This window comes from Azospirillum agricola (assembly GCF_017876095.1).
GTDB lineage: Bacteria > Pseudomonadota > Alphaproteobacteria > Azospirillales > Azospirillaceae > Azospirillum > Azospirillum agricola.
In genome coordinates this window covers 36,176-62,242 of sequence record NZ_JAGINM010000014.1, presented here as the reverse complement: position 1 = coordinate 62,242, position 26,067 = coordinate 36,176, and the positions used below count along the sequence as shown (strand labels likewise).

19 protein-coding genes are annotated in these 26,067 nt (G+C 70.1%); 9 read left to right on the top strand and 10 right to left on the bottom strand.

Annotation, left to right across the window (positions count from 1 at the left end; all coding sequences use genetic code 11):
• Window positions 1-28: 28 nt before the first annotated feature.
• The 9 genes from J2847_RS20640 (at window position 29) to J2847_RS20600 (ending at window position 13,059) form a co-directional block, all read left to right on the top strand.
• Window positions 29-2,344, top strand: coding sequence for a glycosyltransferase (locus J2847_RS20640; RefSeq protein WP_209780730.1), 2,316 nt, complete (start codon window positions 29-31; stop codon window positions 2,342-2,344).
• Window positions 2,341-3,168 carry a class I SAM-dependent methyltransferase gene (locus J2847_RS20635; RefSeq protein WP_209780729.1) on the top strand — a complete coding sequence of 276 codons (828 nt, stop codon included), beginning with the start codon at window positions 2,341-2,343 and terminating at the stop codon, window positions 3,166-3,168. The genes J2847_RS20640 and J2847_RS20635 overlap by 4 nt, the downstream gene beginning before the upstream one ends.
• Window positions 3,165-4,568, top strand: coding sequence for a glycosyltransferase family 4 protein (locus J2847_RS20630; protein WP_209780728.1), 1,404 nt, complete (start codon window positions 3,165-3,167; stop codon window positions 4,566-4,568). Before J2847_RS20635 ends, J2847_RS20630 begins: the two co-directional genes overlap by 4 nt.
• Entirely contained in the window at window positions 4,565-6,781 is a 2,217-nt protein-coding gene (locus J2847_RS20625) for a glycosyltransferase family 2 protein (protein ID WP_209780727.1), read from the top strand. The genes J2847_RS20630 and J2847_RS20625 overlap by 4 nt, the downstream gene beginning before the upstream one ends.
• 43 nt (window positions 6,782-6,824) lie before the next feature.
• Window positions 6,825-8,162 carry a glycosyltransferase family 4 protein gene (locus J2847_RS20620; protein WP_209780726.1) on the top strand — a complete coding sequence of 446 codons (1,338 nt, stop codon included), beginning with the start codon at window positions 6,825-6,827 and terminating at the stop codon, window positions 8,160-8,162.
• Between the two features lie 18 nt (window positions 8,163-8,180).
• Window positions 8,181-9,386: a hypothetical protein gene (locus J2847_RS20615; protein ID WP_209780725.1), complete on the top strand. Its 1,206-nt coding sequence runs from the start codon at window positions 8,181-8,183 to the stop codon at window positions 9,384-9,386.
• A gap of 37 nt (window positions 9,387-9,423) precedes the next feature.
• Window positions 9,424-10,611, top strand: coding sequence for a polysaccharide pyruvyl transferase family protein (locus J2847_RS20610; RefSeq protein ID WP_085552111.1), 1,188 nt, complete (start codon window positions 9,424-9,426; stop codon window positions 10,609-10,611).
• Between the two features lie 81 nt (window positions 10,612-10,692).
• A complete protein-coding gene (locus tag J2847_RS20605; RefSeq protein WP_209780724.1) occupies window positions 10,693-11,508 on the top strand; it encodes a hypothetical protein in 816 nt (271 codons plus the stop codon).
• Between the two features lie 993 nt (window positions 11,509-12,501).
• A complete protein-coding gene (locus tag J2847_RS20600; RefSeq protein ID WP_209780723.1) occupies window positions 12,502-13,059 on the top strand; it encodes a hypothetical protein in 558 nt (185 codons plus the stop codon).
• A 6-nt stretch (window positions 13,060-13,065) separates the two neighbouring features.
• On the opposite strand, the gene J2847_RS20595 is transcribed toward J2847_RS20600, so the two are convergent.
• The 10 genes from J2847_RS20595 to J2847_RS20545 are packed head-to-tail and all read right to left on the bottom strand — an operon-like array spanning window position 13,066 to window position 26,036.
• A complete protein-coding gene (locus tag J2847_RS20595; protein WP_209780722.1) occupies window positions 13,066-20,196 on the bottom strand; it encodes a hypothetical protein in 7,131 nt (2,376 codons plus the stop codon).
• Between the two features lie 7 nt (window positions 20,197-20,203).
• Window positions 20,204-21,301: a hypothetical protein gene (locus J2847_RS20590; protein WP_209780721.1), complete on the bottom strand. Its 1,098-nt coding sequence runs from the start codon at window positions 21,299-21,301 to the stop codon at window positions 20,204-20,206.
• A gap of 1 nt (window position 21,302) precedes the next feature.
• Window positions 21,303-21,977: a hypothetical protein gene (locus tag J2847_RS20585; protein WP_209780720.1), complete on the bottom strand. Its 675-nt coding sequence runs from the start codon at window positions 21,975-21,977 to the stop codon at window positions 21,303-21,305.
• A 10-nt stretch (window positions 21,978-21,987) separates the two neighbouring features.
• On the bottom strand, window positions 21,988-22,878 hold the full coding sequence (locus J2847_RS20580; RefSeq protein ID WP_209780719.1) for a hypothetical protein: 891 nt from the start codon (window positions 22,876-22,878) through the stop codon (window positions 21,988-21,990).
• Window positions 22,875-23,339: a hypothetical protein gene (locus J2847_RS20575; protein ID WP_209780718.1), complete on the bottom strand. Its 465-nt coding sequence runs from the start codon at window positions 23,337-23,339 to the stop codon at window positions 22,875-22,877. The genes J2847_RS20580 and J2847_RS20575 overlap by 4 nt, the downstream gene beginning before the upstream one ends.
• Window positions 23,339-24,115, bottom strand: a complete 777-nt coding sequence (locus tag J2847_RS20570) for a hypothetical protein (protein WP_209780717.1) — start codon at window positions 24,113-24,115, stop codon at window positions 23,339-23,341. Before J2847_RS20570 ends, J2847_RS20575 begins: the two co-directional genes overlap by 1 nt.
• Before the next feature lie 3 nt (window positions 24,116-24,118).
• Window positions 24,119-24,979, bottom strand: a complete 861-nt coding sequence (locus J2847_RS20565) for a hypothetical protein (RefSeq protein ID WP_209780716.1) — start codon at window positions 24,977-24,979, stop codon at window positions 24,119-24,121.
• A gap of 13 nt (window positions 24,980-24,992) precedes the next feature.
• Window positions 24,993-25,163 (bottom strand): hypothetical protein, encoded by a 171-nt coding sequence (locus J2847_RS20560; RefSeq protein WP_209780715.1) that lies wholly within the window; start codon window positions 25,161-25,163, stop codon window positions 24,993-24,995.
• 16 nt (window positions 25,164-25,179) lie between these two features.
• Window positions 25,180-25,866: a glycoside hydrolase family protein gene (locus tag J2847_RS20550; protein WP_211114803.1), complete on the bottom strand. Its 687-nt coding sequence runs from the start codon at window positions 25,864-25,866 to the stop codon at window positions 25,180-25,182.
• On the bottom strand, window positions 25,863-26,036 hold the full coding sequence (locus J2847_RS20545; RefSeq protein ID WP_209780714.1) for a hypothetical protein: 174 nt from the start codon (window positions 26,034-26,036) through the stop codon (window positions 25,863-25,865). Before J2847_RS20545 ends, J2847_RS20550 begins: the two co-directional genes overlap by 4 nt.
• Window positions 26,037-26,067 lie beyond the last annotated feature (31 nt).

Below are 26,067 nucleotides of genomic sequence, written 5' to 3'. Positions count from 1 at the left end.
CTTCAACGAAACGCCGGGATCGTCCTCCATGACCGTGCTCGCCGTCCTGCCGACCTCGGCCTCGATCGCCCCCGCGCAGAGCCTTGCGCTGGGCCGGCGTTTCCTGCTCGCGTCCTGGACGTCGGACGCGGGGGTTGACGACCATGAGGGTCCGATCAAGCCCGGCATCGATTCCGGGGCGATCCGCCCGCCCTTCACCACACTGACCCTGCGCACCGAATGGGGCGGCCGGCGGGTGCTGGCGATCCTGCGGGCGCCGCAGGATCCGGCGACGCCGATCCACTTCATCGCGCGGGACCGCGTCATCGCCGAACTGCGCGCGGAAAGCGGGGCCGACGCCCTCGACCCGGCGGGGCTGCTGGGCAGCCTCGATTCGGCGGCCCGGCTGCGCGTGCTGCGCTTCCTCTTCGATTTCGCCTGCTCGACCCCGGTGCTGCGCGCCGACGCCGGCTTCGCCGCCCTGTGCCGGACCCTGGTGCTCGGGCTGTCGCCGACGCCGGCCCCGATGACGGTCCGGGCGACGGCTGGCGGCGACCTGACGCTGTGCTCCGGCCTGCTGTCGGCCCGCTTCGGCGCGGTGACCGGCGCCGTGGTGGTCGGCCCCGGCGCGGTCGGGCCGGCGCCCTTCGGCGTCTGCGTCGGCGACGCCGATCCCCGGCGCGACCGCGCCGTCTTCGACCTGCTGATCGACCGCGCGCTCTGCGCGCCGGGCAATCTGCTGGTGGTGCTGGGCGCCAACGGCGTTGCCTGCCGCCGCTTCCCGGCGCCGCCGGCGGCGCTGCCGGCCCTGACGGACCATCTGGCGGCCCAACGCGACGCCGACGCCGCCCTGCGCCCCTACCTGCTGCGCGGCCTTGCCCGGCGCGGCCTCAGCGACCCGGCCGCCGCCTCGGCCGTCGGCGAGTTGCAGGCCCTGGCGCCGCTGCCCCGCCGGCAGGCGGCCGACGCCAAGCGCCCGATCGGCGCCTCGCTCGACCTCGCCGTCCCGACCGAGGATGGCGGGCTGTTCCTCGCCGGCTGGATCCACGACCCGCACGGGCTGGCCGCCGGGCTGACGGTGCACACGCCCTTCGGCGGCGAACGGCACCTCGACCGCCTCGTTCACCGCTTCCCGCGCGCCGATGTCGCCAAGCTCTACGGCGACACCGGCATCGACCGCAGCGGCTTCGTTGCCCATCTGCCCGGCACGCCCGAACCGGCCGCCGCCCTCCAGGTCAGCGCCGAGCTGCGGCTCGCCTCCGGCGGAAGCATCCGGCTGGTGCCGCCGCCGCGCCCGCGCGCCCACGCCGACGCCCGCGCCGCCGTGCTGGGCAGCCTGCCGCCGCGCTTCGCCACGCCGGAGCTGCTGGAGAGCGTGATCGCCCCGGCGGTGGCCCCGCTGCACGCCGCCCATCTGGCGACGCGCGGGGCTCCCGAACTGGTGGTCTTCGGCGAGCGGCCGGCCAAGCCGGCGGTGTCGGTCATCATCCCGCTCTACCGGACGCTGGAGTTCCTGCGCTTCCAGATCGCCAGCTTCGCCACCGATCCGGGCATGGCCGGGGCCGAGCTGATCTTCGTGCTCGACAGCCCGGAGCAGCGCGACGAGGTGGTGCATCTGCTGCGCGGCTTCCACGGGCTCTACGGCCTGCCGATGGTCCTGCTGGTGCAGTCGGCCAACTTCGGCTATTCGGCCGCCAACAACGCCGGGGTCGCCGACGCCCGCGCACAGCACCTGCTGTTCCTCAACTCCGACGTCATTCCCGACCGCGCCGGCTGGCTGGAGCCGCTGGTGGCGGCGCTGGAGGCGCGGCCCGGCATCGGCGCCCCCGGCATCGGCGCCATCGGGCCGAAGCTGCTGTTCGACGACGACAGCCTCCAGCACGCCGGCCTCTATTTCGAGCGCGACCTCCAGGGCCACTGGTACAACCACCATTACTTCAAGGGCCTGCCGCGCGACTTCGCCCCGGCCTGCCGGGCGCGCTCCGTCCCCGGCGTGACCGGCGCCTGCCTGCTGACGACGCGCGCCGTCTACGAGGCGGTCGGCGGCTTCTGCGAGGATTACGTCATCGGCGATTTCGAGGATTCGGACCTCTGCCTGCGCATCCGCGAGGCCGGGCTCGACATCCGCTACGTCCCCGCGGTCGAGCTGTACCATCTGGAGCGCCGCTCGATCGGCCGGCACCAGGGCTACACGCGGGGCGTCGCCTCCGAACACAACCGCTGGCTCCATGGCCGCCGCTGGGCCGCCCAGATGGCCGATCTGATGGCCCGCCCCTGGGAGGCCGGCGACGACAGGCCCGCCGCCAAGGGCCGGACGGCGACGCGCAAGGCTCCGCGCGCCGGAAAGAAACAGGTGATCCGATGAACGCGATTCTGCCCAACCCCCAGCTCGCCGTCCTGCGCCGCCGGACCGACCCGCATCTGGAATGGCTGTGCGCCCAGATCGCCCGCAACCGCTTCCTGCCGGTGCCGCCGCAGGAGCGCCAGTTCATCGGCGACGGCGACTTCCGCGCCATCGGCGCCGAGTTCCTGCGCCATTTCGTGCGGCTGGGCGGGCTGCGCCCCGACCACCGGGTGCTGGAGATCGGCTGCGGCATCGGCCGCATGGCGCTGCCGCTGACCCAGTATCTCGACTCCGCCTATGACGGCATCGACATCGTGCTCGACGGCATCCGCTGGTGCGCCGAGACGATCACGCCGGCCTACCCGTCCTTCCGCTTCCACCATCTCGACGTCGCCAACGGGCTGTACAACCCGGACGGCCGGCTCGACGGCGGGGCGGCGAACCTGCCCTTCGCGGCGGGCGGCTACGACTTCGTCCTCCTGACCTCGGTGGTCACCCACCTGCGCACGGCCGAGACGGCGCGCTACGCGGCGGAGATCGCCCGCGTTCTGAAGCCGGGCGGGCGCTGCTTCCTCAGCCTGTTCCTGGTCGACGCGACGGCGCGGGCCGGCATGGCCAAGGGCGCCGCGCGCCCGCCCTTCCCCGACGCGCCCGGCCCGGAGCTGCTGGCCGACCCGGCCAACCCGAACGCCGCCGTCGCCTACGACGAGGCGTTCCTGCTCGACCTGTTCGCGGCGCAGGGCCTGCACCTCGCCCGGCCGGTGCTGCACGGCCATTGGAGCGGCCGGGCCGACGCCGAGAATTTCCAGGATCTGCTGGTCCTCCGGAAAGGGGACGCCGCATGAGCCGCGCCGCCCGCCGCCGCCTGCCGCCGCTGGTTCCGCCCGGCGTGACCGCCGCCACCGCACCCGCCGCCACCCCGGCCGTGGCGCGGGCGCCGCGCGTCCTGGTGATCGCGCACAACCACCCGAGCCTGCATCCGGGCGGCACCGAGATCTTCGCGCACGAGTTGTTCGGCGGTCTGAAGGCGGCGGGGGCCGAGGCCCTGTTCCTCGCCTGCACCAACGACACCCACCGCCGGCCGCGCCCCGGCACCGGCTTCCAGACGCTGGGCCGCAGCGCCGACGAGGTGCTGCTGTGGGCCGGTCATTTCGACCAGTTCCACCAGAGCCAGATCGACCTGCACGGGCTGGTCCCCGACCTGTCGGGGCTGCTGCGCGCCTTCCGGCCCAACATCGTCCACATCCACCACACCCTTCTGCTGGGCGTGGAAATGCTGTTCCTGATCCGCCGCGTCTGCCCGGACGCGAAGATCGTCTACACGCTGCACGACTACTACCCGATCTGCGCCAACGACGGGCAGATGGTCACCACGGGCGGACAAGGGGGGGCCGGGCAGGCGCTGTGCACCGGCGCCTCGCCCGACGCCTGCAACCGCTGCTTCCCCGACCGGCCGGCCGACCAGTTCCTGCTGCGCGAGAAGCACATCAAGGCGATGTTCGGCCTCGTCGACCGCTTCCTGGCGCCGAGCCGCTTCCTGCGCGACCGCTACGTCGCCTGGGGGCTGGCGCCCGAGCGCATCCAGGTGATGGCGAACAGCCGCCCGGCGGTGGCGCCGGCGGCGGCGCGCACGCTCGCTCCCGGCGGGCGGCGCGACGCCTTCGCCTATTTCGGCAATTTGAACCCATTCAAGGGCGTCACCGTGGCGCTCGACGCGGCGGCGCGGCTGGCCCGCCAGGGGCTCGGCCCCACGCTCGCCGTGCATGGCGGCAGCCATTACCAAGCCGACGCCTTCCGCCAGCGCGTCGCCGACGGCTTCGAGGCGGCGCGCGGCACCGCCGTCGCCCACGGCCCCTACCGGCGCGAGGAGATGCCGTCCCTGATGGCCGCCGCCGACTGGGTGGTGATGCCGTCGGTCTGGTGGGAGAACGCGCCGCTGGTGATCCAGGAGGCGTTCCAGCACGGCCGCCCGGTCATCTGCAGCGGCATCGGCGGCATGGCCGAGGCGGTGCGCGACGGAATCGACGGACTGCACGTCCGTCCCAACGACGCCGCCGACCTCGCCCGCGTGATGGCCCGCGCGATGACCGAACCCGGCCTGTGGGAGCGGCTGTCCGCCAACATCCCGGCGGTCCGCAGCACCGGGGAGGCCGCGGCCGCGCACATCGCCCTCTACGACGAATTGATGACCGCGACCAAGCCCACCGACACCCCACCCCTCGCTTCAGGGAGCCGCAACCGATGAAGGATCGCGCCGCCACCAAGGCCGACATCACCGCCGCCGTCCTGCTGGACGAGGACACGCTGCTGCTGTTCGGCGCCACCGACGAGCCCCTGCCGGCCGACAGCCTCGTCCTGCTCGACGGGACCACCGAGGGGCGTTTCGTCGGCGGCTGCTGGACCGACGGGCAGGGCGAGCGCTGGTTCCTCGGCGCCATCCGGGTCGGCGGGCTGGCGCAGATGCGCCCCTCGCGCATCGAGATCGTCGACGCCACGGCCAAGCGGCTGGTGCTGCCCCGCCTGTCCAACGTCCGCACCAACCCGGCGCATCTGGTCGCCGCGCTGAAGGAGGAGCAGCCGGGCGCCCTGTCGGCGGCGCTCGACTTCGCCTGCACCCTGCTGCCCGCCACCGGCGGCCGGGGAGGGGAGGGCGCGTCGGACCGCCGGCTGCGGCTGCTCGCCGGGCTCGTCCAGGAGGCGTCGAAGCCCGACGGCTTCGCCGAGGTGCTCGGCCGTTTCCGCGACGGCGGGCTGATGGTGCAGGGCTGGTCGCACGGGTTGGCGGGCGGCGAACAGGCGATGCTGGTCGAGACCGACGACCTCCGCCTGCACGACGCCGCCGCCGCGTCCTTCCATCGCCCCGACCTGCCGTCCGAGGCCGCCGGTTTGCTCGCCGTGCTGACCGGGCCGGTGGCGCCGCCCGACAGCATCCGCCGCATCCATTACCGCGCCGCCGACGGCTGGCGGCATCTGGCGATCTTCGAGCACCGCAAGCTCCTGGCCGACGGCGTGGCGCCGGCCCACGCCCGCGACATGCTGGGCAACCTGCGCGACGACGGCGCCCGCCGCGCCGTCACCGCCGCCACCGCCGCCCGCTACAACGGGGTGGAGACGGTGTCGCAGCTCGACGCGCCGGTGCGCATCGGGCTCGACATGGCGCTGCGGGTTCCCGGCGCCGGGCTGTTCGTCTGCGGCTGGCTGCTCGACCCGGCGCGGCTGGTGCGGGCGGTCACGCTGAAGGGCCCCGGCCTCGCCGTCCGGCTCGACGGCGACTGGATGCGCAGCGCGCGGCGCGACGTGTCCGAGGCCTTCGCCGCCGACCCGCTGATCGCCGGCCGGCTGGTTCCCGGCAGCGATTCCCACGGCTTCACCGCCTTCGCCAGCGAACCGGCCAAGGGGGCGAGTGAACTGCCGATGGTCGCCGAGTTCCATCTGGAACTGGCCTTCGACGACGGCGTCGCCTTCCTGCCGCTGCCCTGCCAGCCGCCGACACCCGATGCGCTGCGCCGTATGCTCGGCGCGGTCAACCCGGACAGCCCGTCGATCGACCGCATCGTCGCCGCCCATCTCGGCCCGATGCTGCGCGCCGCCGCTGGCGGCGTGCAGTCGCCGGCCGCCATCCTCCACCCGATGGGGCGGACGGTGAAAGCGCCCCGCGTCTCGGTCATCCTGCCGGTCACCGACGGGCGCGAGGACATCGACCTCAACCTCGCCCGGCTGTCCAACGACCCCGACTTCGCCGACACCGAGATCCTGGTCGCCGCCGGCGCCGCCGCGCACGAGCGGTTGGCCGGCATGGTGCGGCAGGCCGCCGCCTTCTACCGCTTGGCCGTCGGCTTCGTCGCCGCGCCGTCCGCCACCGACCCGTTCGAGGCGGTCGCCGCCGCCCTGCCGCACGCGCGGGCCGAGCGGGTGCTGCTGCTGTCGCCCTCGGTGCTGCCGACCGAGCCCGGTTGGCTGTCGGCGCTGGAGCGGGCGATGCGCAAGCCGGTGGCCGCCGGTGCCGCCATCAACACCGCCATGGCACCGGTGATGGTCAGCCCGACCCTGCTCTACGAGGACCATTCGATCCGCTTCGCCGGCATCGTCGCGGTGGAGGGGCCGGACGGCGCCGTCACCTACGAGCGCCGCTTCGCCGGCTACCCGCGCGACTGGCTGAAGGAGAAGGACGCGGCACCGGTCGACGCGGCGGCGGCGGACTGCGCCCTGCTGCCGCGCGAGCTGCTGGCCCGCGCGCTGGCGGCCGGCGGCCGCTATCTCGGCGCCGACCACAAGGGGCTCGACCTCTGCCTGCGGGTGCGCGCGGCCGGCGGCTCCTGCCTGTGGCTGCCGCGCGTGCGTCTGGTGGCGCTCGACGAGCAGCCGCGCGACGCCCACGACCCGCGCTGGCGCCGGATGAGCGCGCTGGTCGACCAATGGAGCTTCGCCGAAAGCTGGTCGGCGGCCATTGCTGCCTGACCGAAATCATCCAGAACCCTCCCGACAGACGAGCGGCCACGACATGAGCCAGACCAAGCGCGCCCTGATCATCAGCCATGGCCACCCCTCCTTCTCGCTGGGCGGGGGGGAGGTCGCCTCCTACAACCTGCATCTCGGCCTGCACGATCTGCCGGGCTGGGAGAGCCATTACCTGGCGCGCGTCGCCCCGCCCATCGCCCAGCACCGGGGCTCCGCCCTGATGGCGCTGCGCCAGAAGGAGCGGGAGGTCCTCTACTACGCCAACGACTACGACCATTTCCGCCTGTCGAACCGCAACCTGCCGGGGCTGGACAAGGATTTCGTCCGCTACGTCCGCGACCTCCAGCCGGACGTGGTGAACTTCCACCATTTCCTCGGCCTCGGCATCGAGACGATCCAGGCGGTGCGGCAGGCTCTGCCGCGCGTGCCGATCGTCGTGACCTTCCACGAGTATCTGTCGATCTGCCACCACCACGGCCAGATGGTGAAGACCAGCCGCAACACGCTGTGCTACCGCTCCAGCCCGGCCGACTGCGCCGGCTGCTTCCCGCACATCGGCGAGGCGGAGTTCTTCAAGCGCGAGCTGTTCCTCAAGACCTTCCTGGAGCAGGCCGACTTCTACGTCAGCCCGTCGAACTTCCTGATCGACCGCTACGTCGAGTGGGGGCTGCCACGCGAGAAGTTCCGCATGATCGAGAACGGCCTGACCGTCGAGGGCATCGCGCCGCCCCGGCCGCTGGCGCGCGGCGGCCGGCGCAACCGCTTCGCCTTCTTCGGCCAGCTCACCGAGTTCAAGGGCGCCCATGTGCTGGTCGAGGCGGTCTCCCGCATCTCCGACAAGGCGTGGGGCGAGGACGGCGCGCTGATGATCTTCGGCGGCAACCTGGAACGCCAGCCGGAAGCCTACCAGAAGCGCTTCAACGACGCGGTGGAGAAGGCCGGCGACCGCGTGCGCTTCTACGGCAGTTACCGCTCGGCCGAGCTGCCGGGGCTGATGAAGGACGTCGACTGGATGGTCATCCCGTCGATCTGGTGGGAGAACTCGCCGGTCGTCATCCAGGAGGCCTTCCTGCACGGCCGCCCGATCATCGCCAGCAACATCGGCGGCATGGCGGAGAAGGTGACGCACGGCGTCGACGGCCTGAACTTCCGCAGCGGCAGCGTCGAGGATCTGGTGGACCGCATGACCGAGGCGCTGACCAGCCCGGAGCTGTGGGACCGCCTGCGCCTGCGCATCCGCCGCCCGATCGACCGCGCCGAATGCGCCCGCCAGCACGCCGGAGTCTACGAGGCGCTGATCAACGCCGCCGGTGGCGGCGTGGTTGGCGGAGCCGCCGCTGCCCCGGCGCTGCCCGAGCGCGCCGTGGCGCAGCGGTTCTGAGGACGGATGGTGTCGGTGATGCGCGGCGCTCTTCTGGCGGCTTTCCTCATGACGGCGGCGGTGCCCGGCCACGCGGCCGAGTTGCGCGCCGCCGAGTTGCACGCCGCCGAGTTGCGCGCCATCGTGCCGCCAGACGCCCGCCCGGAGACGGTGTTCGACTGGCGCACCCAGGCCTGCGAGGACTGGGACGTGCCGGACGCGCCAGCCCGTGCGTGGCGGAGCGCCGACGGCACCGTGCATCTGCTGGCCGCCCACACCACCGCCCGCGCGCTGACCGGCCCCTCACTCGACCGCGTGGCGCCGGACTGCCGCGTCGTCTTCGACTCCGGGCACCAGGACGACCCGGCCCGTTACGACGACCGGGGCTGGCTCGCCGCCCCCTACACGACCGACGGCCGCACCGTCTACGCGCTGGTCCACAACGAGTTCCACGGGCACGAGCGCCGCGCCCTCTGCCCGGCCGGCGACTACGCCGCCTGCTGGTGGAACAGCGTGACGCTGGCGGTGTCGGAGGATGGCGGGCGCCGCTTCCGTGGCGCCGGCTACGTCGCCGGCATCCCCTACCGCTTCCGCGGCGACCTCGGCCGCCGCGCCGGGCTGTTCGGCCCCAGCAACATCGTCGCGCAGGACGGCTGGTACTACGCCACCGCCTTCGCCGAGGAGACGGGGGCGCAGAAGCGCGGGGTCTGCCTGATGCGGACCCGCGACCTGTCGGCACCCGGCTCCTGGCGCGGCTGGGACGGGCGTGACTTCACCGTGCGCTTCCTCGACCCCTACGCCGCCTCCGCGTCGTCCGAGACCCCCGCCGGCCATGTCTGCCAGCCGATGCCGGCCGGCCGGCTGCCCTTCACCGTCACCGGCCTCGTCCGCCACGCGCCGAGCGGCCTCACCCTCGCCGTCATGGCCGGCCGCCATGCCGAGCGGCCGGGGGCGGAGCCGGTGTCCGGCGTCTGGGTGTCGAGTTCCGCCGACCTGCGCTCCTGGTCGGTGCCCCGCCTCGCCTGGGCGGCCCCGCTGATGACCGACAGGGACCGCTGCGGGACGGCCGAGACCCTGTACTACCCGTCGATCCTCGACCCCGACAGTTTGTCACGGAATTTCGAGGACACCGACGGCGACGCTTTCCTTTACCTGACGCGTCTGCGGATGTCCGGCTGCAAGCCGACCCGCGAGCGCGATCTGGTCCGCGTGCCGATCCACATCGATGCGGTCGCCGACCGCTGATCCCTTTCCAGCCGCTCCATCTTCCAGGAGAACAGCCGTGGCCAACATCCTCGTTATGATTCCTTCCGGCGAAGTCTACGATCACGACTGTGTGCGCTGGTACAATCACAGTGACGTTCAAGGCAGCATCGACCACTACCACAACATCGGCGACGCCTTCGTCTACGACTCGTCGCTGAAGCTGCTGACCTACGACCGCCTCGACGTGGTCGAGATCCGCGAGTTCAAGCAGGACCTCGTGGACCGCGCCAACGCCGAATACGACTACGTGTTCCTGCGCGGCTCCAACTACATCCACGATTCGATCAACTGGCCGGCCAACACCGAGAAGGTGCTGTCCAAGCTGCGCATCCCGGTGATCGCCTTCGGCGTCGGCGCCCAGGCGCCGGCCACCGGCAAGCTGGAGCTGTCGGAGGAGAGCAAGCGCATCTGGCGCATGTTCGCCGACAAATCGACCACGCTCGGCGTGCGCGGCACCTACACCGCCGAGGTGCTGTGGGATCTGGGCATCAAGAACACCCGCATCGTCGGCTGTCCGACCGCCTTCCGCAACCGCGACCCGGAGCTGCGCATCGACCTGCCGGCGCTCGACAGCGTGCGCAAGGTCGGCATCACCATGCGGCGCGAGGTGTCGCGCCACTATTCGCCCGACGTCCGCACCTATCTGGAGCGCCACCGCGACTTCGTGAAGGACATGTCCCGCCGCTTCGACACCGTGCTGATGATGCAGGGCGAGGTCGAGGAGAAGAAGCTGATGTGGGGCACCGAGGAGCAGAAGGCCGAGGCGTGGCGGCAGCTGCATGACAGCGACTGGCTGAAGAACTGGTACTTCGACGCGGAGATGGACGAGCTGTACCGCTCGCGCCTGTGGTATTCGGACGTCGTCGCCGACTACGAGAACCTCGTGCGCTCGAAGGATCTGGTGCTCGGCTACCGGCTGCACGGCAACCTGATGGCGCTGTCGAACGGCACGCCGTCGGTCTATTTCAGCTACGACAGCCGCACCGCCGAGTTCGCCGAGACCTTCGCCATCCCCTGCTACAACGTCTATTCCGGCAAGCCCTTCGTGCTGGAGGAGTACTGGGACCAGTCGCGCTTCGAGGCGTTCAACCGCACCTACTACGCGCGCTACCGCGACATGCGCGAGTTCCTCGACGAGAACTACATCCCGCACCGCATGCCGAGCCCGACCGCCCGCAAGGCGGTGGAGCGCAAGGCCGCATAAAGACGGCCCTGGCGGCCCCCTTCTCCGAGCAGGGAGGGGGCCTTTTTCCTTTTCCGCACACGCCATCCGGAGACCGCGACCATGCCCGCCACCGCCACCATCGTCGAACTGCGCGAGGTCGCCCCGCAGCCCGCCGACACCCCGGCCACGGATCCCGTCGTCATCGCCGCCGCGATCGAGGGGCACATCGACGCCGTCCAGGAGGGCCGCGTCTTCGGTTGGGCCTGGGACCGCGCCCATCCCGACGATCGGTTGGAGGTGGAGCTTCGTCTGGAGCGCGACGGCGGGGCGCCGCTGGTGCTGGGCCGCGTGCTCGCGGACCGTCCGCGCGCCGACCTCGCCGCCAACGGCATCGGCGACGGCGGCCATGCCTTCGAGGCGGAGACCGCCCTGCCGGAGGACGGCGACCCGCGCCGGGTCGTCGCCGTCATCCGATCCCCCAGCACCGGCGCGGTCGAGACCTTCCGCCAGCCCGACGCCGAGGAGCAGCGGCTCGACCGGCTGCTGGCCCCGCATCTCCAGCGGATCGCCGAACGCATCGATTCGGTGCGGCGCGACCAACGCCAGCTCGCCGCCGCCCAGCAAGGGGTGGGGCGTCTGCTGCGCGACCTGAACGAGGGGATTGCCGCTGACCGCGCCACCGGAGCCCAGGCCGGCCACGCGCAGGCCGACCGCCAGGAGGCGCTCGCCGAGGCGGTCCGCGAACTGACCGAGCGGATCGGCGGGCTGGAGGTGTTCCTGGTGCGCATGGATTCCACGTTGCGCGGCTTCGACAGCGCCATCGCCGACAACGGCACGAAGGGGAACCGGCCATCGGCCCTGGCGATGCTCAGCGGTGCGGCGGGGGCCTTCGTCGCAACGCTGTCGGGTTTCGCCCTGTTCCATTGGATGGCGTAGCGGGCCTGTCCCCAAGCCCTTTTCCTTGCGCGGAACGGGGCTTTACCGGTTCGGCAGGCGTTTGGCGCGAAGGAAGGGCAGGGAGGGGAAGGCGGCGCGAAGGAAGGCCGGCCGGTTGGATCCGGTCGAGCCGCGCGATGCCCGGTTGTCGATCGGAGAGCTACCAGCCCCAATCAAGCTGGCTGTCCGCCGCGGACTGCGGACCGTAAGGGCGGAGGCCATAGCCGCTCTCGTAGGACGTGCTGGGGATCGGCCCCGCGGAGGTGAAACCGGGAAGGTCGGCGCATCCGGCTGCAAGAAGGCAGGCGGAAAGGACGAGGAATTTCAACATGCCCTGGATCATGAGCGCTTTGGCATCCATGACATTCTGCGACAGTTTGCGCGGAATGGAGCGCGGGAGCTGTGGCTGGGTTGCCGATGCGCAAGCGGGAAAATGGCGGACCCGACGAGATTCGAACTCATGACCTCTGCCTTCGGAGGGCAGATATCCGGGTCATGTTCGGTGTAAGTTCTCTGATTATTCCCGCTTTATTCATGGTTGACAAGGCTTCGTTTCGGTTCGGGCGGCGGGGATACGGGGATGCATGCGGGGATCTTGAAAGGTAGGGGAGGGGCGTCCGCGACTCGGGCGCCCTTTCGCTTTTCGGCCCCTACTGCATCCCCCTTCACCTTCTCGAAGGTACGGTATCCCCACCTGACAGTTTCTGAACAACGATCCGCCTCGACATGACGCCCCCGCCGCAGGCACCCTGCCGTATGCCCTGGTGGTCCGACCTCATCACCCGAGTCAGCCTGCGCGACGCCATGGACTGGTGGGCCGTGCTGTGGACGGTCGGCGGCGCCCTGATCGCAGGGCACCGGCTCGACCGCCACATCCTTCGTCAGCGGGGCGTGCCACCCTGGTACCGGACCGACATGGGTGCGTGGGCGGGGTTGGCTGTGGGCGTCCTAATTTCTATACTAAGTTGAGCGAAGCAACCGCATTGGTGTCAAATGAATACCCCTGAATTGGCGCCAGAGCGTCAAGAATCCGAACAAGATGATCTGACTAATGCTCAGCAGTTCGAGATCTTCAAAGCCCGACTTCAGTGTGAGGTTGAAAGCCATAAAGCGTTCGAGCAGCATGCCCTTCTTGGGCGCCAGATGCGAAACAACCGGCGCTTGGAGATGTGGAAGCAGAAGCTGAACGTGCGGCAGATACACGAGCGCGCACAAATCGACTTCGGCTTATCGGCTTTGCGCGGCCTGTTCGTGGCGAATGGCGGCGGCATTGTCGCTCTGATTGCCTTCATGGGGCATATTTGGAGCAAAGACCCTTCCGGACATCAGATTATCTCGAAACTTTACCCAGCGATTAATATATTTTCGCTTGGAGTTACGCTAAGCATAGTGGCATCTGGCCTTTCCTATATAACACAGGCTCTTTTCAATGACTTCAAGGGGAGGCGCGCCTTGGGGAATTTCTTCCGCTTTTGTGCGCTTGGAGCGGGGCTGCTGGCCATAGCCTGCTTCCCGCTCGGCGTCTTTTTCGCGGCTAACGCGATCCGCTGATAGATTTCATCGCATTCCCTCGAACGTCTCCCGCCGCCGCTCGCCCAGCTGCTCGAGCTTCTTCGTCAGCCGCTCCATGGCCCGTTCGAAGCCGGTCTCGCTGAGCAGGCCCCGCTCCCGGTCGTTGCTGGCCCGGCGCGCCTCCGCCTGAAGGTCGCGCTCGGCTTTGCCGAACTCCCGGCCCCAGGCAGCAAAGCCCTCCTGTACATCCTGGGGCTTCACCTTGATGCCGACGGACGAGGCGACCGCCTGCGGGACCGAGTAGGGCCGGCCCGACCAGTCCCGCGCGCCGGTGATGGCGTTCCCGATCCGGTCCCAGTACCAGCTTCCGGGGATCCAGGCGGCCGACGGTATCCACGACTTGTAGGCGTGACCGGCGGCCTTGCCGATTCGCTCGCCGACGGTGTCCGTCAGTTTGTTGCTGATGTCCTGACCGGTGAAGGCAGAGCGGTTCAGCAGCAGTTCCGCGGCGATCATCAACGGCCCGCCCGGCTGCATCCAGCCCGGCAGCGGCACCACCGATTGCCCCTGCCCGGTATCAAAGACGTCGCCCGCGGGGATCCAGCGCCGGACGTCGAGGAACACCGGGTTGCCGTGCTGGTCGTGGGTGGGCAGCCGCAGCATGCGCGGGATGCCGGTCCAGGCCCAGCCCTGCTCATTCTCGCGCAGGGAGCGGCGCTCCTCATCCTCGTCGCCGCCGTCGATGGCGTAGGCGAGCGCGTTCAGCGCGTACATCATCGTGAAGTACTTCGCCAGTTTCCACGGCCGCGCCATCAGCGTGCGGGCGATCATCGGCGCGGCCCGATAGGTGTAGGAGATGAAGGGCAAGGCGTAGCGCTTGGCCGCGTTCACCCAGGGCGCGCGGATGTCGTAGTCCAAGAAGGTGTCCTTGGCCTCCAGCGCCGCTTGCTCGGGCGAGGCGCCCTGGTCGCGGCGGCGCAGGTAGAGCGCCATGCGGAACACCTCGTCCTCTATCTGGTAGGCGTTCATCATCTTCCGGTCGGCGGCCTTCACGCCGGCGAACAGCCGGTCCGCCAGCTTGCCGGCCACCCCGAAGCGCGCCTCCATTGCCCCCATGTTGGCCTGCCCCTGCCGCTCGATCTCCTCCAAGATCGGCTTCAACACCTCCTCCCGGATTTCCTGCGCCAGCATGTTCGAGCCGAAGGCACCCTGGTCGAGCGCCTCACGATAGAGGTCATCGCGCTTCTGCAAGGAGATCATGGCCCGCACCAAATCGGCGGCCCGGACGTCGGCCATGTCCATGAACATGACGTTGGACATGATGTTGTTCATGTGGACGACCGGGCTGCGGTAGGTCTTGTTGGCCTTCCATTGCCGCATGATGCTGTCCCACAGGCCGGGCTTCTGCATCGCCTCCAGTTCGGCCATGTCGCGCCAGATTTCCGCCCGCACGAACCGGCCGGAGAGCGCGCCGTACCGCTTGGTGTTGCTCTTCGGGATCTTGGTGTCGGGCACCTTCACCCATTGGATGGCGGGATCGGCCAGGAACCGGCTGTACTCTCCGGCCTCCTTCCAGGTGGCGGACGGGGGCTCGTCCTGCCCGTCGCGTGACCATTCGGCGTTCTGCGCGATGTCGCGGAAGAACCGGCCGGTGGACAGGTCATGGGCCATCAGCATGTAGGTCTTGGCGACCGTGTAACGGGCGTCGACGATCTCGCCCATCGCTTGGCGCTCGGCCTTCTCGAAGTCGCGCCAGATCACGACCTTGCCGTTCTTCTCGCCGCGCACCTCCCACACGCCGCGGTCCTGGTAGCCCTCCATATCCTGCGGCACCGCCGCGCCCTCCGGCAGATACGCGCGGCGGGTTACGCGCGGCCGCTCGCCATCATTTGCCTCGCCCAGCTTGTCGAGTACCCGGAATCGCTGGCCCTTGGCCGCCTTCAACTCGTCGGCGGCGAACAGGCGCGTCTCGGTCTCGACGATGCGGCCATTCACGTCGGCCAACTGGCCGTTGATGCGGTCGACCAGTGCGCGGGCTCGCTGGTTGCGCAGGTTCTGCCGGGTTAGGGCGGCGGCCTGCTCGCGTACCTGCCCCTCAATCCCCTCCCGGTCTGTGACGACGTCGCCACCCGTCCGCTCGATGCGCTGGTCAACCGCCGCAATTTCGTGATCGAGCCTGGTCAGCGCTTCGCGGGCGCGCTCTGCCTTCGCTGATTGGCGCGTCAGAGCCACGCCCTGCTCGCGGGCTTGCCCCTTCTGGAACGCACTCGGCCGTAGATCCGACGAGGCGCCGCTCTGCCCGTCGATGCGGGCGGCATCGGTGACGCTCATGCGGCGACCAAGCACCGCCTCCGATTCGCCGGACATCGCCCGCAGTTCGGCGGCGACCTCCGCTCGCTGACGCTCCAGCGTGGCCCGGCGATCACGCAACGCAGCGACCTTGCGCTCGGCCCCCCGCGCCGCGACGGGATCGGCCAGGCGCTCCCTGGCGTCCGCACGTCGCTCCAGCGTCGCCCCCATCTCGTCGCGCCGCTCATCGGCACGCGCTTCCGCCAACTCGCGCCGGCGCAGCAGCTCATCGCGGCGCCTTTCCAGGGCCCGCAACTGGCCGGACCGCGCCCGCGCCGTCTGGGCCTCGTCGGTGTAGCGGATCAGCGTGTTGTGCGTCACCTCCATGAACAAGCCGCGCCCCTTGAACTGATCGCCGATGACCTTGCGGCGCCGGCCGGTCATCTTCCGGTCCACCCAGGCCACCAGACTGCCCTGGTCGGCCTCGTGCTTGGCGTAGACCCGGTGCAGGTATTTGCCCCGGTAGCGCTCAAAGGCCTCGGGCGACAAGAGTCCAAGCTCGACCGCCTCGGCGCCCAGTTGGTCGATGGCCTGCCGGATCGGGGTGGCGATGCCCTCCCACCGGGCGTCAGCCACCTCCTCGCCGGTCAGGATCGCCTGGAGCGTCTGCATTTCCTCCGGCTTCACATCCTGGTCGGCGAGCATCTTCATCAGCTCCGGCACCTGCGCCATGATGCGGCGCTCGTCGAGACCGCGCTGCCGGTCGCGCTCGACATAGGCGGCGTCGAGGCCGTAGCGGTCGATCAAGCCGGCGCGGGCCTTGTGCAGAATGCCGTTCATCCAGCCCAAGCGCCCACCGTCCGCAAACTCCGCTTCGGTGATGATGCGCGCGGCCTGTCGGTTCAGGTAGAGGCCGCCCTTCCATTCATTCCGGCCGTTCAGCCCGCCGAACAGGTCGAAGGGGAGGCGGGCCACGCGGTCGATGGGCTGGGCGCCAGCCAGCCGGGTCATGAGGGAGCGGCGCGCTTCGGCGGCCTGCGGCGCGGGGGCGGCTGCCGGATCCTCCAACGAGAAGCGGTCCTCCGGCGCGCCGGGGATGAACCGCCCCTGCTGGTCGCGCGGCTGCATCTGCGCGTGGTGGGCTTCGGCCAGGCCGCTGGTTGCCGCCTCGCCCTCGGCGCCGCGCCGCCCGATCGCGCCCCGGTCGATGGCCCGGAACACGCTGTCGACGGTCCGGAACCCTTCGCCGCGCAGCGCCTGCCCGACGGCGCGCAGGAAGTCGCGGATGCGCTCCAGGGTGACGCGGACAAAGCCCTTGGCCTGGACACGGCCGGCCTGCCACTCGGCGAACAGGTCGGCGACGGCCTCCTCAACGATGCGGTCGGTGCGCTCGGGTCGATCGCCGATGCGGCCATACTCCGGGTAGCGTTCGCGCACCCCAGCCATCCGCTTGTTGTCCTGAAGCACCTCCCGTTGCAGCGCCCGCCACTCCAACGGCCGGATCAGTTCCAGATCGCGCAGGGCGTGGATCACCTCGTGATCGAAGGTGAAGGTGCGGTTTTCCGCCCCGAGCGCCACCTCGATGATCCGGCGGTCGTAGAGGTAGCGGCCCTTGGCATCGAAGCGCCTCCCGTCGATGATGACGGGGGGCAGGGGCTCCCCAGTCAGTCGGTTGCGGATCGCGTCCACCAGCCGCAGGCCGACGCGGTCGGCGATGCCGTAGCGCTGGAGACGGGCCCGGAGGTCCGCCTCGATGGTTGGGAGCGCCTGCTCGAACTCGGGCGCGAGGCGGAAGGAATCGGCCTCGCTCTTGCCGTCCCGCCGCTCCGGTGCCACATTGGGCTCACCGGCCTGGGCCCTTGCGCTGAAGGGGGCGGGCGAGGTGGCAACCCCACCGTTCGAGCCCGTGGCGTCTCGCCGTGCAGAACGCCTCCAGGCCGGCTCTTGCTTCCCCATGAAGTCCATACGAGTCGGCGTCGCCGTCTTCACGTCGTAGAAATCGCCGTTGGCTGACGGCTCAAGCTGAATCCACGTTGCGCCCGACCGCCGCCCGTCGCGCTTTACGAGGATGAGCGCGCGCCCTTTCCCCTTATGGATCTCGTCGTAGTTCCGAGCGACGTCGGCGATCATCGCCTCGACCGAATCATAGCCGCGCTGCCGGGCGTCTTCCGTGTGGCCTGCGCGGATGTGGGCGAGGCCGGAGGCTGCGTCGCCTTCCCGAAGGCGGATCGCACCGGGCTGTCGGCCAATGGCTGTAGCAGCATCCGCGCCGATCTCGCCGAAATTAGGGGAGCCGTCGGGCGCGCGAACGAAGCCGCTGTCGTCCCGCTCGATGGAGAAGCGGTCCGCCGGGAGCTTCTCGATATTGCCACGCACCGTGCGGATGGTGTCGGCGTCCGCCGGCAGGTTGTAGCGGGTCTCCTGGCCCCGCGAGGTGCGCGCCGTGATGTCGATGGTCTCGTCGCCATCCGGGCGCGGGTTCTCCTCCAGCCAGGCGCGCGCCTCCAGCACGCCAGCCCGGTAGGCGGCCGGAAACTCGGGGTCGATAGACGGCCGGCCGGCCAAGGCATCGTTCCAGCCGGTGCGGTATTCCATCTCCTGGGTCGAGTAATACCCCCGCTCCCATTCCTTCGGGCGCACCGCCCCTGACCGGGCGTTCCGCTCGGCGTTGGAGCGAGCCTTCCAGTCGGGCACGCCGGACGCGGCGGCCTCATCGAACTGCCGAAGGGTATCGGCCTTGGCGGCTTCCGACGCTCTGCGCTGCTCCGGCGTCTGGCGAGCGCGGTTGCGCGTCTCGTCGGCGCGTCGGATCGATGCCTCCAGCAAGGCCGGCGAACGGGCCGCGTCGTTGATGCGGGTTTGCCGGGGCGGGAGCAGCTGGCCGAGGTCGCGTGGAGCGGCGGGCGGCTGGACGACTTCCGGTGTCGGCGGCGTGATCTCGTCCACAGCGCCTTGAGAGCCTTGCTGCGCCTGGGCTTCGGGCTGGGCGACATTTGGCTGCGGCGCGGCGGGCTGGTCCACTGTCCGCAACCCCCACCCATCCTCGACCCGCACCGGCTCCAGCGCTCGCCCCTTGAGGTCCGGCCGCTGCCGGGCCGCGAGCGCCGCCGCCTTCTCGGTGGAGAACGGCTTTCCGTTCTTCGTCAGGATGGGCGGGGCGGCGCCGCCATCCTGCTGCATGGGGGTGGACAGGCTGTCCATACCTTGCGACGCAACCTGTTGATCCTGTTCCGATATGGGAATTCCCATATCGGCCGCCGACAGGGTTGCGCCGGGAAATCCATCCCGCCCATCCTGTTGCTCCAGCTCCCGTAGCCCGGTCACATCGAGGGCCGGCGCGGCGGGCGCTGTGGAGGGCGTGTTCATTTCCGCCGCCTCCAACGAGGGCGGGAAAATCGACACAGCCGTTTCCGGCATTGCGCTTGACCCGAGTTCGGGATTTTGGGCATCCGCTTGCGGGAGCGCCCGCGCTTCCCCCAGCGGCACCGGCCCGTCAACCGAGAGCGGGGCGGCGCCCGGCTCCAGCGGCGTCAGGCCGGAGACATCCAGGGTGGCAGGCTCGGGCGCAATCGTCGTCTCCGCAGCGGGCAGAGCGGGCGCCGCCTCGACCGGCGGTGGCAGGGGCGCAGGGGCCTCGGCCGCTTCCACCTGTCCGAGCAGCACCTCCGCCGGAACCGCCCCTTGTGGCAGATCAGCGACGTTCTCGGCGCCGACCGGCTTGGGCGCCAGCAGGTCGTCGACGATGGCGCGGCCCGAGGAGATCAGGTCCGTGGGGATGGGTGATGCGATGTCGGCCGGGGTAACGTTGGGCGGGGCGATGTCGACCGGCGGGCGGGCCGCATGGCGCAGCGCCAGCACCTCCGCCGGCGCGCCGAACGCCTCGCCGACCACCTCGCCCAGCACTTGGCCGGGTTCGGTGATGCGGCCTTCGGTGGCGATCTGGGCTCCCGCCTCGGCCGCGCCGCCGGCAGCCCCCTGCGCGGCGATCTGCGCCGGGACGTTCAGAGCCTCGCGCGCCAAGCGGCCCCGCACCGCCTGCGGCACCAGCGTCTTGCCAGCAAGCCCCATGGTGGCGCCATCGACGGTGCCGATGATGCCCGCACGGGTCGCGGCGTGATCCCGGACACGCGCCATCAGCTCCGGATTGCGGAACGCCTGCGCGAGAGCGGCTTCGTTGTTGGTGTCCACGCCCTCGTTGGCCAGCCCCTCCAGCACGGAGGAGAGGTATTCGGTGCCTGCCGACGACGCGCCCATGGCGACGCCGCCCGCCACCGGCCCGCCGACGGCCCCGGCCAGCAACGCGGGAACGGTCGCCGGGAGCGATTGCAGGCCGACCGAGGTAATGACGCCCAACGGGTCGCTCCAGAACGCCCGCCCCGCATCGCCCCAGGTCTTGGCGCCCATCATGCGCTGCGCCGCCGGGTTCTGCGGAATGTCGGCGATCCGCCGTCCGGTCTCCACCGCCATGCCGGCGGATTGCCCGATCTCCGCTTCGGCCTGACGCCGTGCCGCCGCGCGCTGTTCGGGCGCCATGTGCTGGTAGCCGACTGGGTCCTCCATGTCGGGGACAGTTTCGCCGCGGTCTACCCGGTCCATCACGGCCAGCGATCGGCCCGACAGGTCGGCGCCGAGACCGGCGGCGCCCTGCTTCAGGCTGAGCGCGCCAGCAGTCAGCGGGTTCAGCGCCTTGTCGATGAGGGAGGTGTTCTTCCACGCCTCCTCGCCGCCGGCCGGGCCGGCAGGCTGCTGCGCTCGCTGTGGCTCCTCCATGGGCGTGAGGCCCGAGGCGTCCAGCGGGGTCAGCCCGGACACGTCGAGAGCATCACCGCCAGCCGGGCGCAGGCCGATGGTGTCGAGCGGCGTCAGGCCGGAGACGTCGAAATTCATGCCGATCTCACTTCACGTAGGGCTTGCCGTTGACGACGATCACGGCACCCTTCGGCGCCAAGTTTTTGAACCACTCGATATCGGCTTGCGACGCGGCCTGGAACGGTTCCGCCTGGGTCCCCTTACCGGATGGGGGATTGCCGGCCGGCTGACCGGCGGATGATGGCTGCACCACCGGGCTGCCGACATTCCCCGTCTGGGCGCGGTTGGCGGGCGAGCCACCCCCACTGCCGCCGCGCGCCGGAGGCCGCAGATCCTTCGGAATCTCCAGCCGCTCCCAGCCCTGCGGATCAGGCGAGCCGAACGCGAAGGCGGCCAAATCGTCACGCCCCCCAGCCTGAAGGTCGCGACCGACGGCGCCCCAGTCGGTCTTTTTCAACATCGGATCCGTGTAGCGCTCCACGACCGAGTCATAGACCCGCTTGTCATCGGCGCTCATCTGGGCCTTTTTCGCTGCGCTCGATCCGGAGCCACCCTGCCCACCACCCTGCGCCAACGCCGCCAGACGGGGGTTACCGGACGCCGCCAGGGCCTGCCGCATCTTCTCCGGATCGTCGCCATACAGCCCGTCGAGCGCCTTGAACTGGCGCTGATCGTCGGCGTTGAGGCCAGAGGTGTCGCCGTAGAGGTCCCGGCGCGCCCGCGCCTTGGCGTCGGCTGTGCGGTCGATCTTCTCCAATTCCCGACTGAACTGCCGCTCGTCGCGCTGAGTCTGTTGTTCGTTGGCGATGCCCAGACGCTCGCGCTCCCAGTCGCGGCCCCTCTGCGCTTCCCCCGCGCGAAACGCCCGGTCGGCGCCGGCTTGCCCCGCCTGAAACCCTCGCGACTTCTCGCTTTCGCTTGCCTGGAAGGTCTGCGACGCCTCGCGCTCACCCGTTCGGAACTTGCGGTCGAGGTCGGACTGCCCCGCTTGAAAGTCGCGTCCCTTCTGGGCTTCGCCGGCCTGGAACTGCTGCTGCGCGCCCATCTCCGTCATGCGATAGCCGTGCTGCAACTCCATCAGCCGCGCCTCGCGCTTGGCCTTCCCGTCCTCGGCCGCCTGATCGGTCATGCCCTGCCCGATGCCGGCCAACGTGCCGCCGAGCGCGCTCAACAAGCCCGCCATCTCACATCCCTCCCTGCTGCGGCTGACGCAGGAGCCCGCGCGACGGCGGTGCTTGGTTGGCCGGCGGCTGCCCGCCCTGCCCGAGCTGCGGCAGCATCTCGCCCAGCCGCCCCTGCTGGTCGGCCTGCATGAGCGCATCCCAGTCCTGCTGGTAGGGCCTCGGGTCGCCACCGCCGCGCCGCTCCATCGTCCGGTAGAGGTCGAGGGCGCGATACAGAGCCTTCTCCATCTCCTCCGGGGTGTACTGGTAGATGCCAGCCTTTGCCGCGGTGTCGGCGACGTCCTCCAGCAGCTCGGCGCCGCCGTGATAGAGCACGTCCGGGCTGATCTCGACGCCCTGCTGCTTGGCGGAGTCGCGCAGCCGGGTCACCACCATCACGACGACGGCCGCCAGCCCTTCGACCGGATCGGGCGTGGCGGTCAAGCGCTTCAAGATCGTCGGGAAGCTCTTCTGATCGTAAATGAGCCGGAACGCCCGATCGATGAACTGGTCGTACTGCGCCTGCTCCTCGGGCGTGACGTTGGGCTGGTCGTACTGCGCGCCGCCCTGATCGGAAGCGCCCTGCTGTTGCAGCGATCCACCGGCGGAAGGCGTCCCGGCCGACACCCCGGCGGGAGGCCGCTGCGGACCGGACGGGGCGGCTTGCGCCTGCTGGGCACTGAGAAGTCCTGCCATATGTTTCTCCTCAGGCCGTAGCCTGCTGCTGCACCAGCGTGTAGCGGCCGGTGGCAGGGTCGTAGACGTATTGCCCCATCACGCCGGCCTGGCTGAACCGCTGCTGCGGCGTCATGCCGGGCGCCTGGGCGGCAGAAGCCTGCTGCGCGTTGCTGGCGGTCAGAAGCCCAGTGCGCGGGGCGCCGTAGTTGTTGCGGACGATCTCCGACCGCTGCTGGAGCACCTTCACCTGGGCGTCGCCGTCGGCGGCCAGCAGCCCCTTGCCGAGACCGGTCAGGGTGTTGCCGACCAGCGTTCCGTTGCGCTCGACCCAACCACCCTTGTCGAGGACGCCGGGGTTCGCCGCCGCCGAGGTAGTGCTGGACGGTGCGCCGGTGGCGGCGTTGCTGGGCGAGGCTGCGGAGGTCGCGGTCGAGCCCGGCTGGTTGGTGCGCATCAGGCTGCCGCCGCCGCCCTGCGCTGCGTCGCTGGCCGGCGGGCTGGCGTCCACCCGCGCATCGGTCGCTGCGCCCCCGCCGCCCTCGGTCGCGGCCGTGGTGGGCGAGGTTCCGGCGTAGCTGTCGTAGGCTCCCTTGGCCCCGCCCAGCACTGCGCCGGCCGCCGCGCCATACTGCGCGCCCTGCATCGCGCTGCCGCCGGATAGCGCACTGGTGGCGGCCCCGGCAACCGCCCCATACCCAGCGTTCGTGATCGCCCCGCTGAGGACGTTCGACAGCGTGCTGCCCGCCCCCAGGCTGTCGGTCACGCTCTTGACCGCATCACCCCAACTCGACGTGACGCCCAGCGCGTTCCCGGCCGTGAACATCACGGCACCGGCGGCGAGCGCCACCGGCAGGATCTTCGACGCGCCGGACGCGACCTTCTTGAACACCTTGCCGACACCCTTCACCACACCGCTCATCCGAGCCTCCTGACATACATGGCGCCGTCGAGGCGCAATCCCTTGCGTTCCCAGAGCTTCCCGGCCCGGCCCCACGCCTCCATGGCGCCGGACACGCCCGGCCGCACCTCGATCACGCTCGGCACCGCCTCCGCCCAGCCGAGAAAGGCGTCGGCGAGCCGAGAGGCGGCGCGCACATCGGCGGCTGGACTGGCGTAGAAGAAGAGGTCGGTGGCATAGAATTCCCGGCTGATGCCATAGAGCCGGTCAATCACGCCGACGATGAAGCCTTCGACCCGGCCGCCGGTCTCGGCGACGAACAGGCACGAGCCCTTGCCGTGGTTCTGGATGGCCGGGACGCACAGTTTCTTGAAGCGGTCGATCTCCAGCGTCGCACGATCGGCGTAGACGCTGCGCGCGTGCATCTCGACGGCCAGCTCAGCGAGGCGGAGGATATCCACAAACTTGGCGGGACGGATCACTAGGACCTCCGTGACGGCAGTAGGCCGCGGCGAGCGCGTAGACGGATCTCAGTGGATGGAGCGAGCCGCCCGGCGCCAGCGGTCGTTCCGGCTGGATCGCCAGGACCGGAGAAGCCCTTGTCCGTGCTGTCGAGCCCGATGGACGCCAAACCCCGGTCAATCATGCCGCCAATCGCCTCGGCCGCTTCGCGCCCATAGCTCACCCCGAGCCCAACCGGTCCGCCGAGCAAGCCAACGCCAAGGCCAAGTGCCCCAGGATTCTTTCCGTCCACAGCAAGCCTTCCTTCAAGAACCCCCATTGGATCCGAGAAGAATCCTCCGCCGCCGTCTGTTGTGCCGTCGGCGCCATAGGCCGCGTCGCGAGCGGCCGTCGATGACTGGTTCTGGCCATGCGCTGCGTTCTCGCCGCCCATGGGGCCGGCGCCGTTCGAGTTGCTTCCCGGAGAAGCACTCCCGCTCGACCCTGACGAGGAGCTGCCGCTCGCGCCACCTCCGCCCGTGTCGCCCACGCCGCCGCTCTCCCCTTCGAGGAACTCCTCCAAACCCGTCTTGGGGTTGCGGCTGGCCTCCTCCGAACCGACGATGAAGCGGTTCGGGTTGAGTCCCCGCTCATGCGCGGCCTTGGCGAACGCCTCCATCAGCTCCGGCGACTGGCAGGACTTCGGCACCACCAGTTCGCCCGGAGTCAGATGCCCGAGCACACGATCGCCGCCGCGCCCGGCCTGCTCTGCAACCAGCAAACCCTGCCGGGACACCCTCCCTCGTTCGTCCGCCATGGCTTACACCTGTGAGGCTGGGGCGGCCGGAGACGCCCAGTTGAGGTCGATCCCGTACATCTGCTCGACCAGATTGAGGCTGCTCTCGCGCAGGCTGGCGATGTGGCCGAGGTACAGGTTGCGCGCCTCGGCCGGCAGTTCGGTGTTGTTGGCGAGGGCGTTGAATTGGCTGGAGTAAAGTTGCTCCATGGCCGTAAGCGCCGACATCGCGCGCTCCTTCTCGTACTGCGAGACGTTCCAGGAGGCGATCTTCTCCTTCGACGCGTTGTCAACGTTCAGCAACCCGAGTTTCTGGCGGAAATCCTGATCCGACAGCGCCGCGTCCGTCGCCGCCTTCTCGCCCTGGAGGCGCGAATCCCACTGGCCTTGGAGCTGCGTGAGCCCCGCCTTCTGGGTGGCGTCCTGGGTGGAGAGGGCGGAATCATAGCCGTATTTCTGCTCTTGCAGGCCCCGGCTCTGCTGGTAGCCCTGATTGGACAGGTAGGAGTTCTGGCGAAAATCCTGGTCGGACAGGTTCGATTTCTGCTGGAAGTCCTGGTAGGATAGGTCCTTGTCGTAGCCGAATTTTTGTTCCTGGAGCCCCCGGCTCTGGCCGTATTCCTGCGTCGAAAGGTTCTTCTGCGCAGTCTGCGCCGCGTTCTGGGCGGCCATCGGCAGGGCGGCATTGAGCACCGCTGCCTGGCTGGAGCCGACCGCCATCGAGCTGTTCAACAGGCCGCGCCGCTGGGCCGTCGCCAGCCCGTCGGTCTTGGCCTGCTGCATGAGCGGGCCACCTTTGGACGTGATCCGGGAGACCTCGGCATCAACCTTGTCGTCCTCGGGCGTCCAGGTGGCGCCACCGCCGTTCGCTGGGCTGTAGGCCATGGGGTGGCCCTCCTCAGTTCAGGGCAGAGCCGGCGAGCGCCTGCAACGTCGCCACGAGCAGGCCTTGCAGGTCGAGGTCGCCGGTCAGGTAGCTGATGACTGGCCCGACGAGGACCGCCGCCAGCAACAGGTACCGCTTCTTACCGGCGAGCATGCCGCCGCGCTTGATGGTGGCGAGGTTCATATGAGTGCCCTCCGTTTCAGGAAATGCCCATGGCCGCAGCCGTCTTCGGCCCGACGATCCCATCGGCCTTGAGGAAGTGGACGGCCTGCCACCGCGCCACGGCGGCGTGGGTGGCCGGACCGTAGATGCCGTCCACTTTGGCGCCGACGATCCGCTGTATGGTACGCACCCGATTCCGCTCGGCCCCAGCCGGAGCGAGGCCCATCTGCGGCATAGCCAGCGGCGGGGTTGGGACGGCCGGGATGGTGACCGACCGAAACAGCGCCGCCTCGGCCGCGCGACGACTGACGAGGCCCGGCAGTTGCGTCGGCACGCCGTCGACGGTGGCGTAGACCCAGCGGCCGAACTGGCCGGCGGCCCCCTGGTAGTCGCCCGCGTTCAGCAGCCGGAGCAGTGTCGAGCTGGCGAGGCTGCCGCCCCCGAGGTTGAACACGAAGGAGGCGAGCGCGCCGCGCTGATCGGGAGTCAGGGCCACCCTGGCCAACCCATCCACCTGTCCGGCGGCGGCGGTCAGGTCGGCGGACAGGAAGGCGTCCGCCTGGGCGGCGGTGATCCGGCGCCGTCCGATGTCCGCCTCGGTAACGCCGGCGGTGTGACCGAAGCCGATGGTCGGCACCCCGGCCGGGCAGCGGTAGGCGGTCAGGTAAAGCCCCTCGAAATGCTTCACCAGATCGACGGCAGCGGCGCATACGGGGCTGGTCATTGGTCGACTCCCGTGCGGTTCGCGCGGTGCCACCGCCACAGCAGGAAGGCGATGCCGAGCAGCAGCGACGTGGTGGTCAGCACCGCGTTGACGTCGGCGAGCAAGGTAGCCCAGCCGGGTGCGGTGAGGGTGACTGCGGCGGCAGCGTTGTCGGTGGGATGATCGAACATGATGGACTCCGCATGGAGATCTGCGAACGGG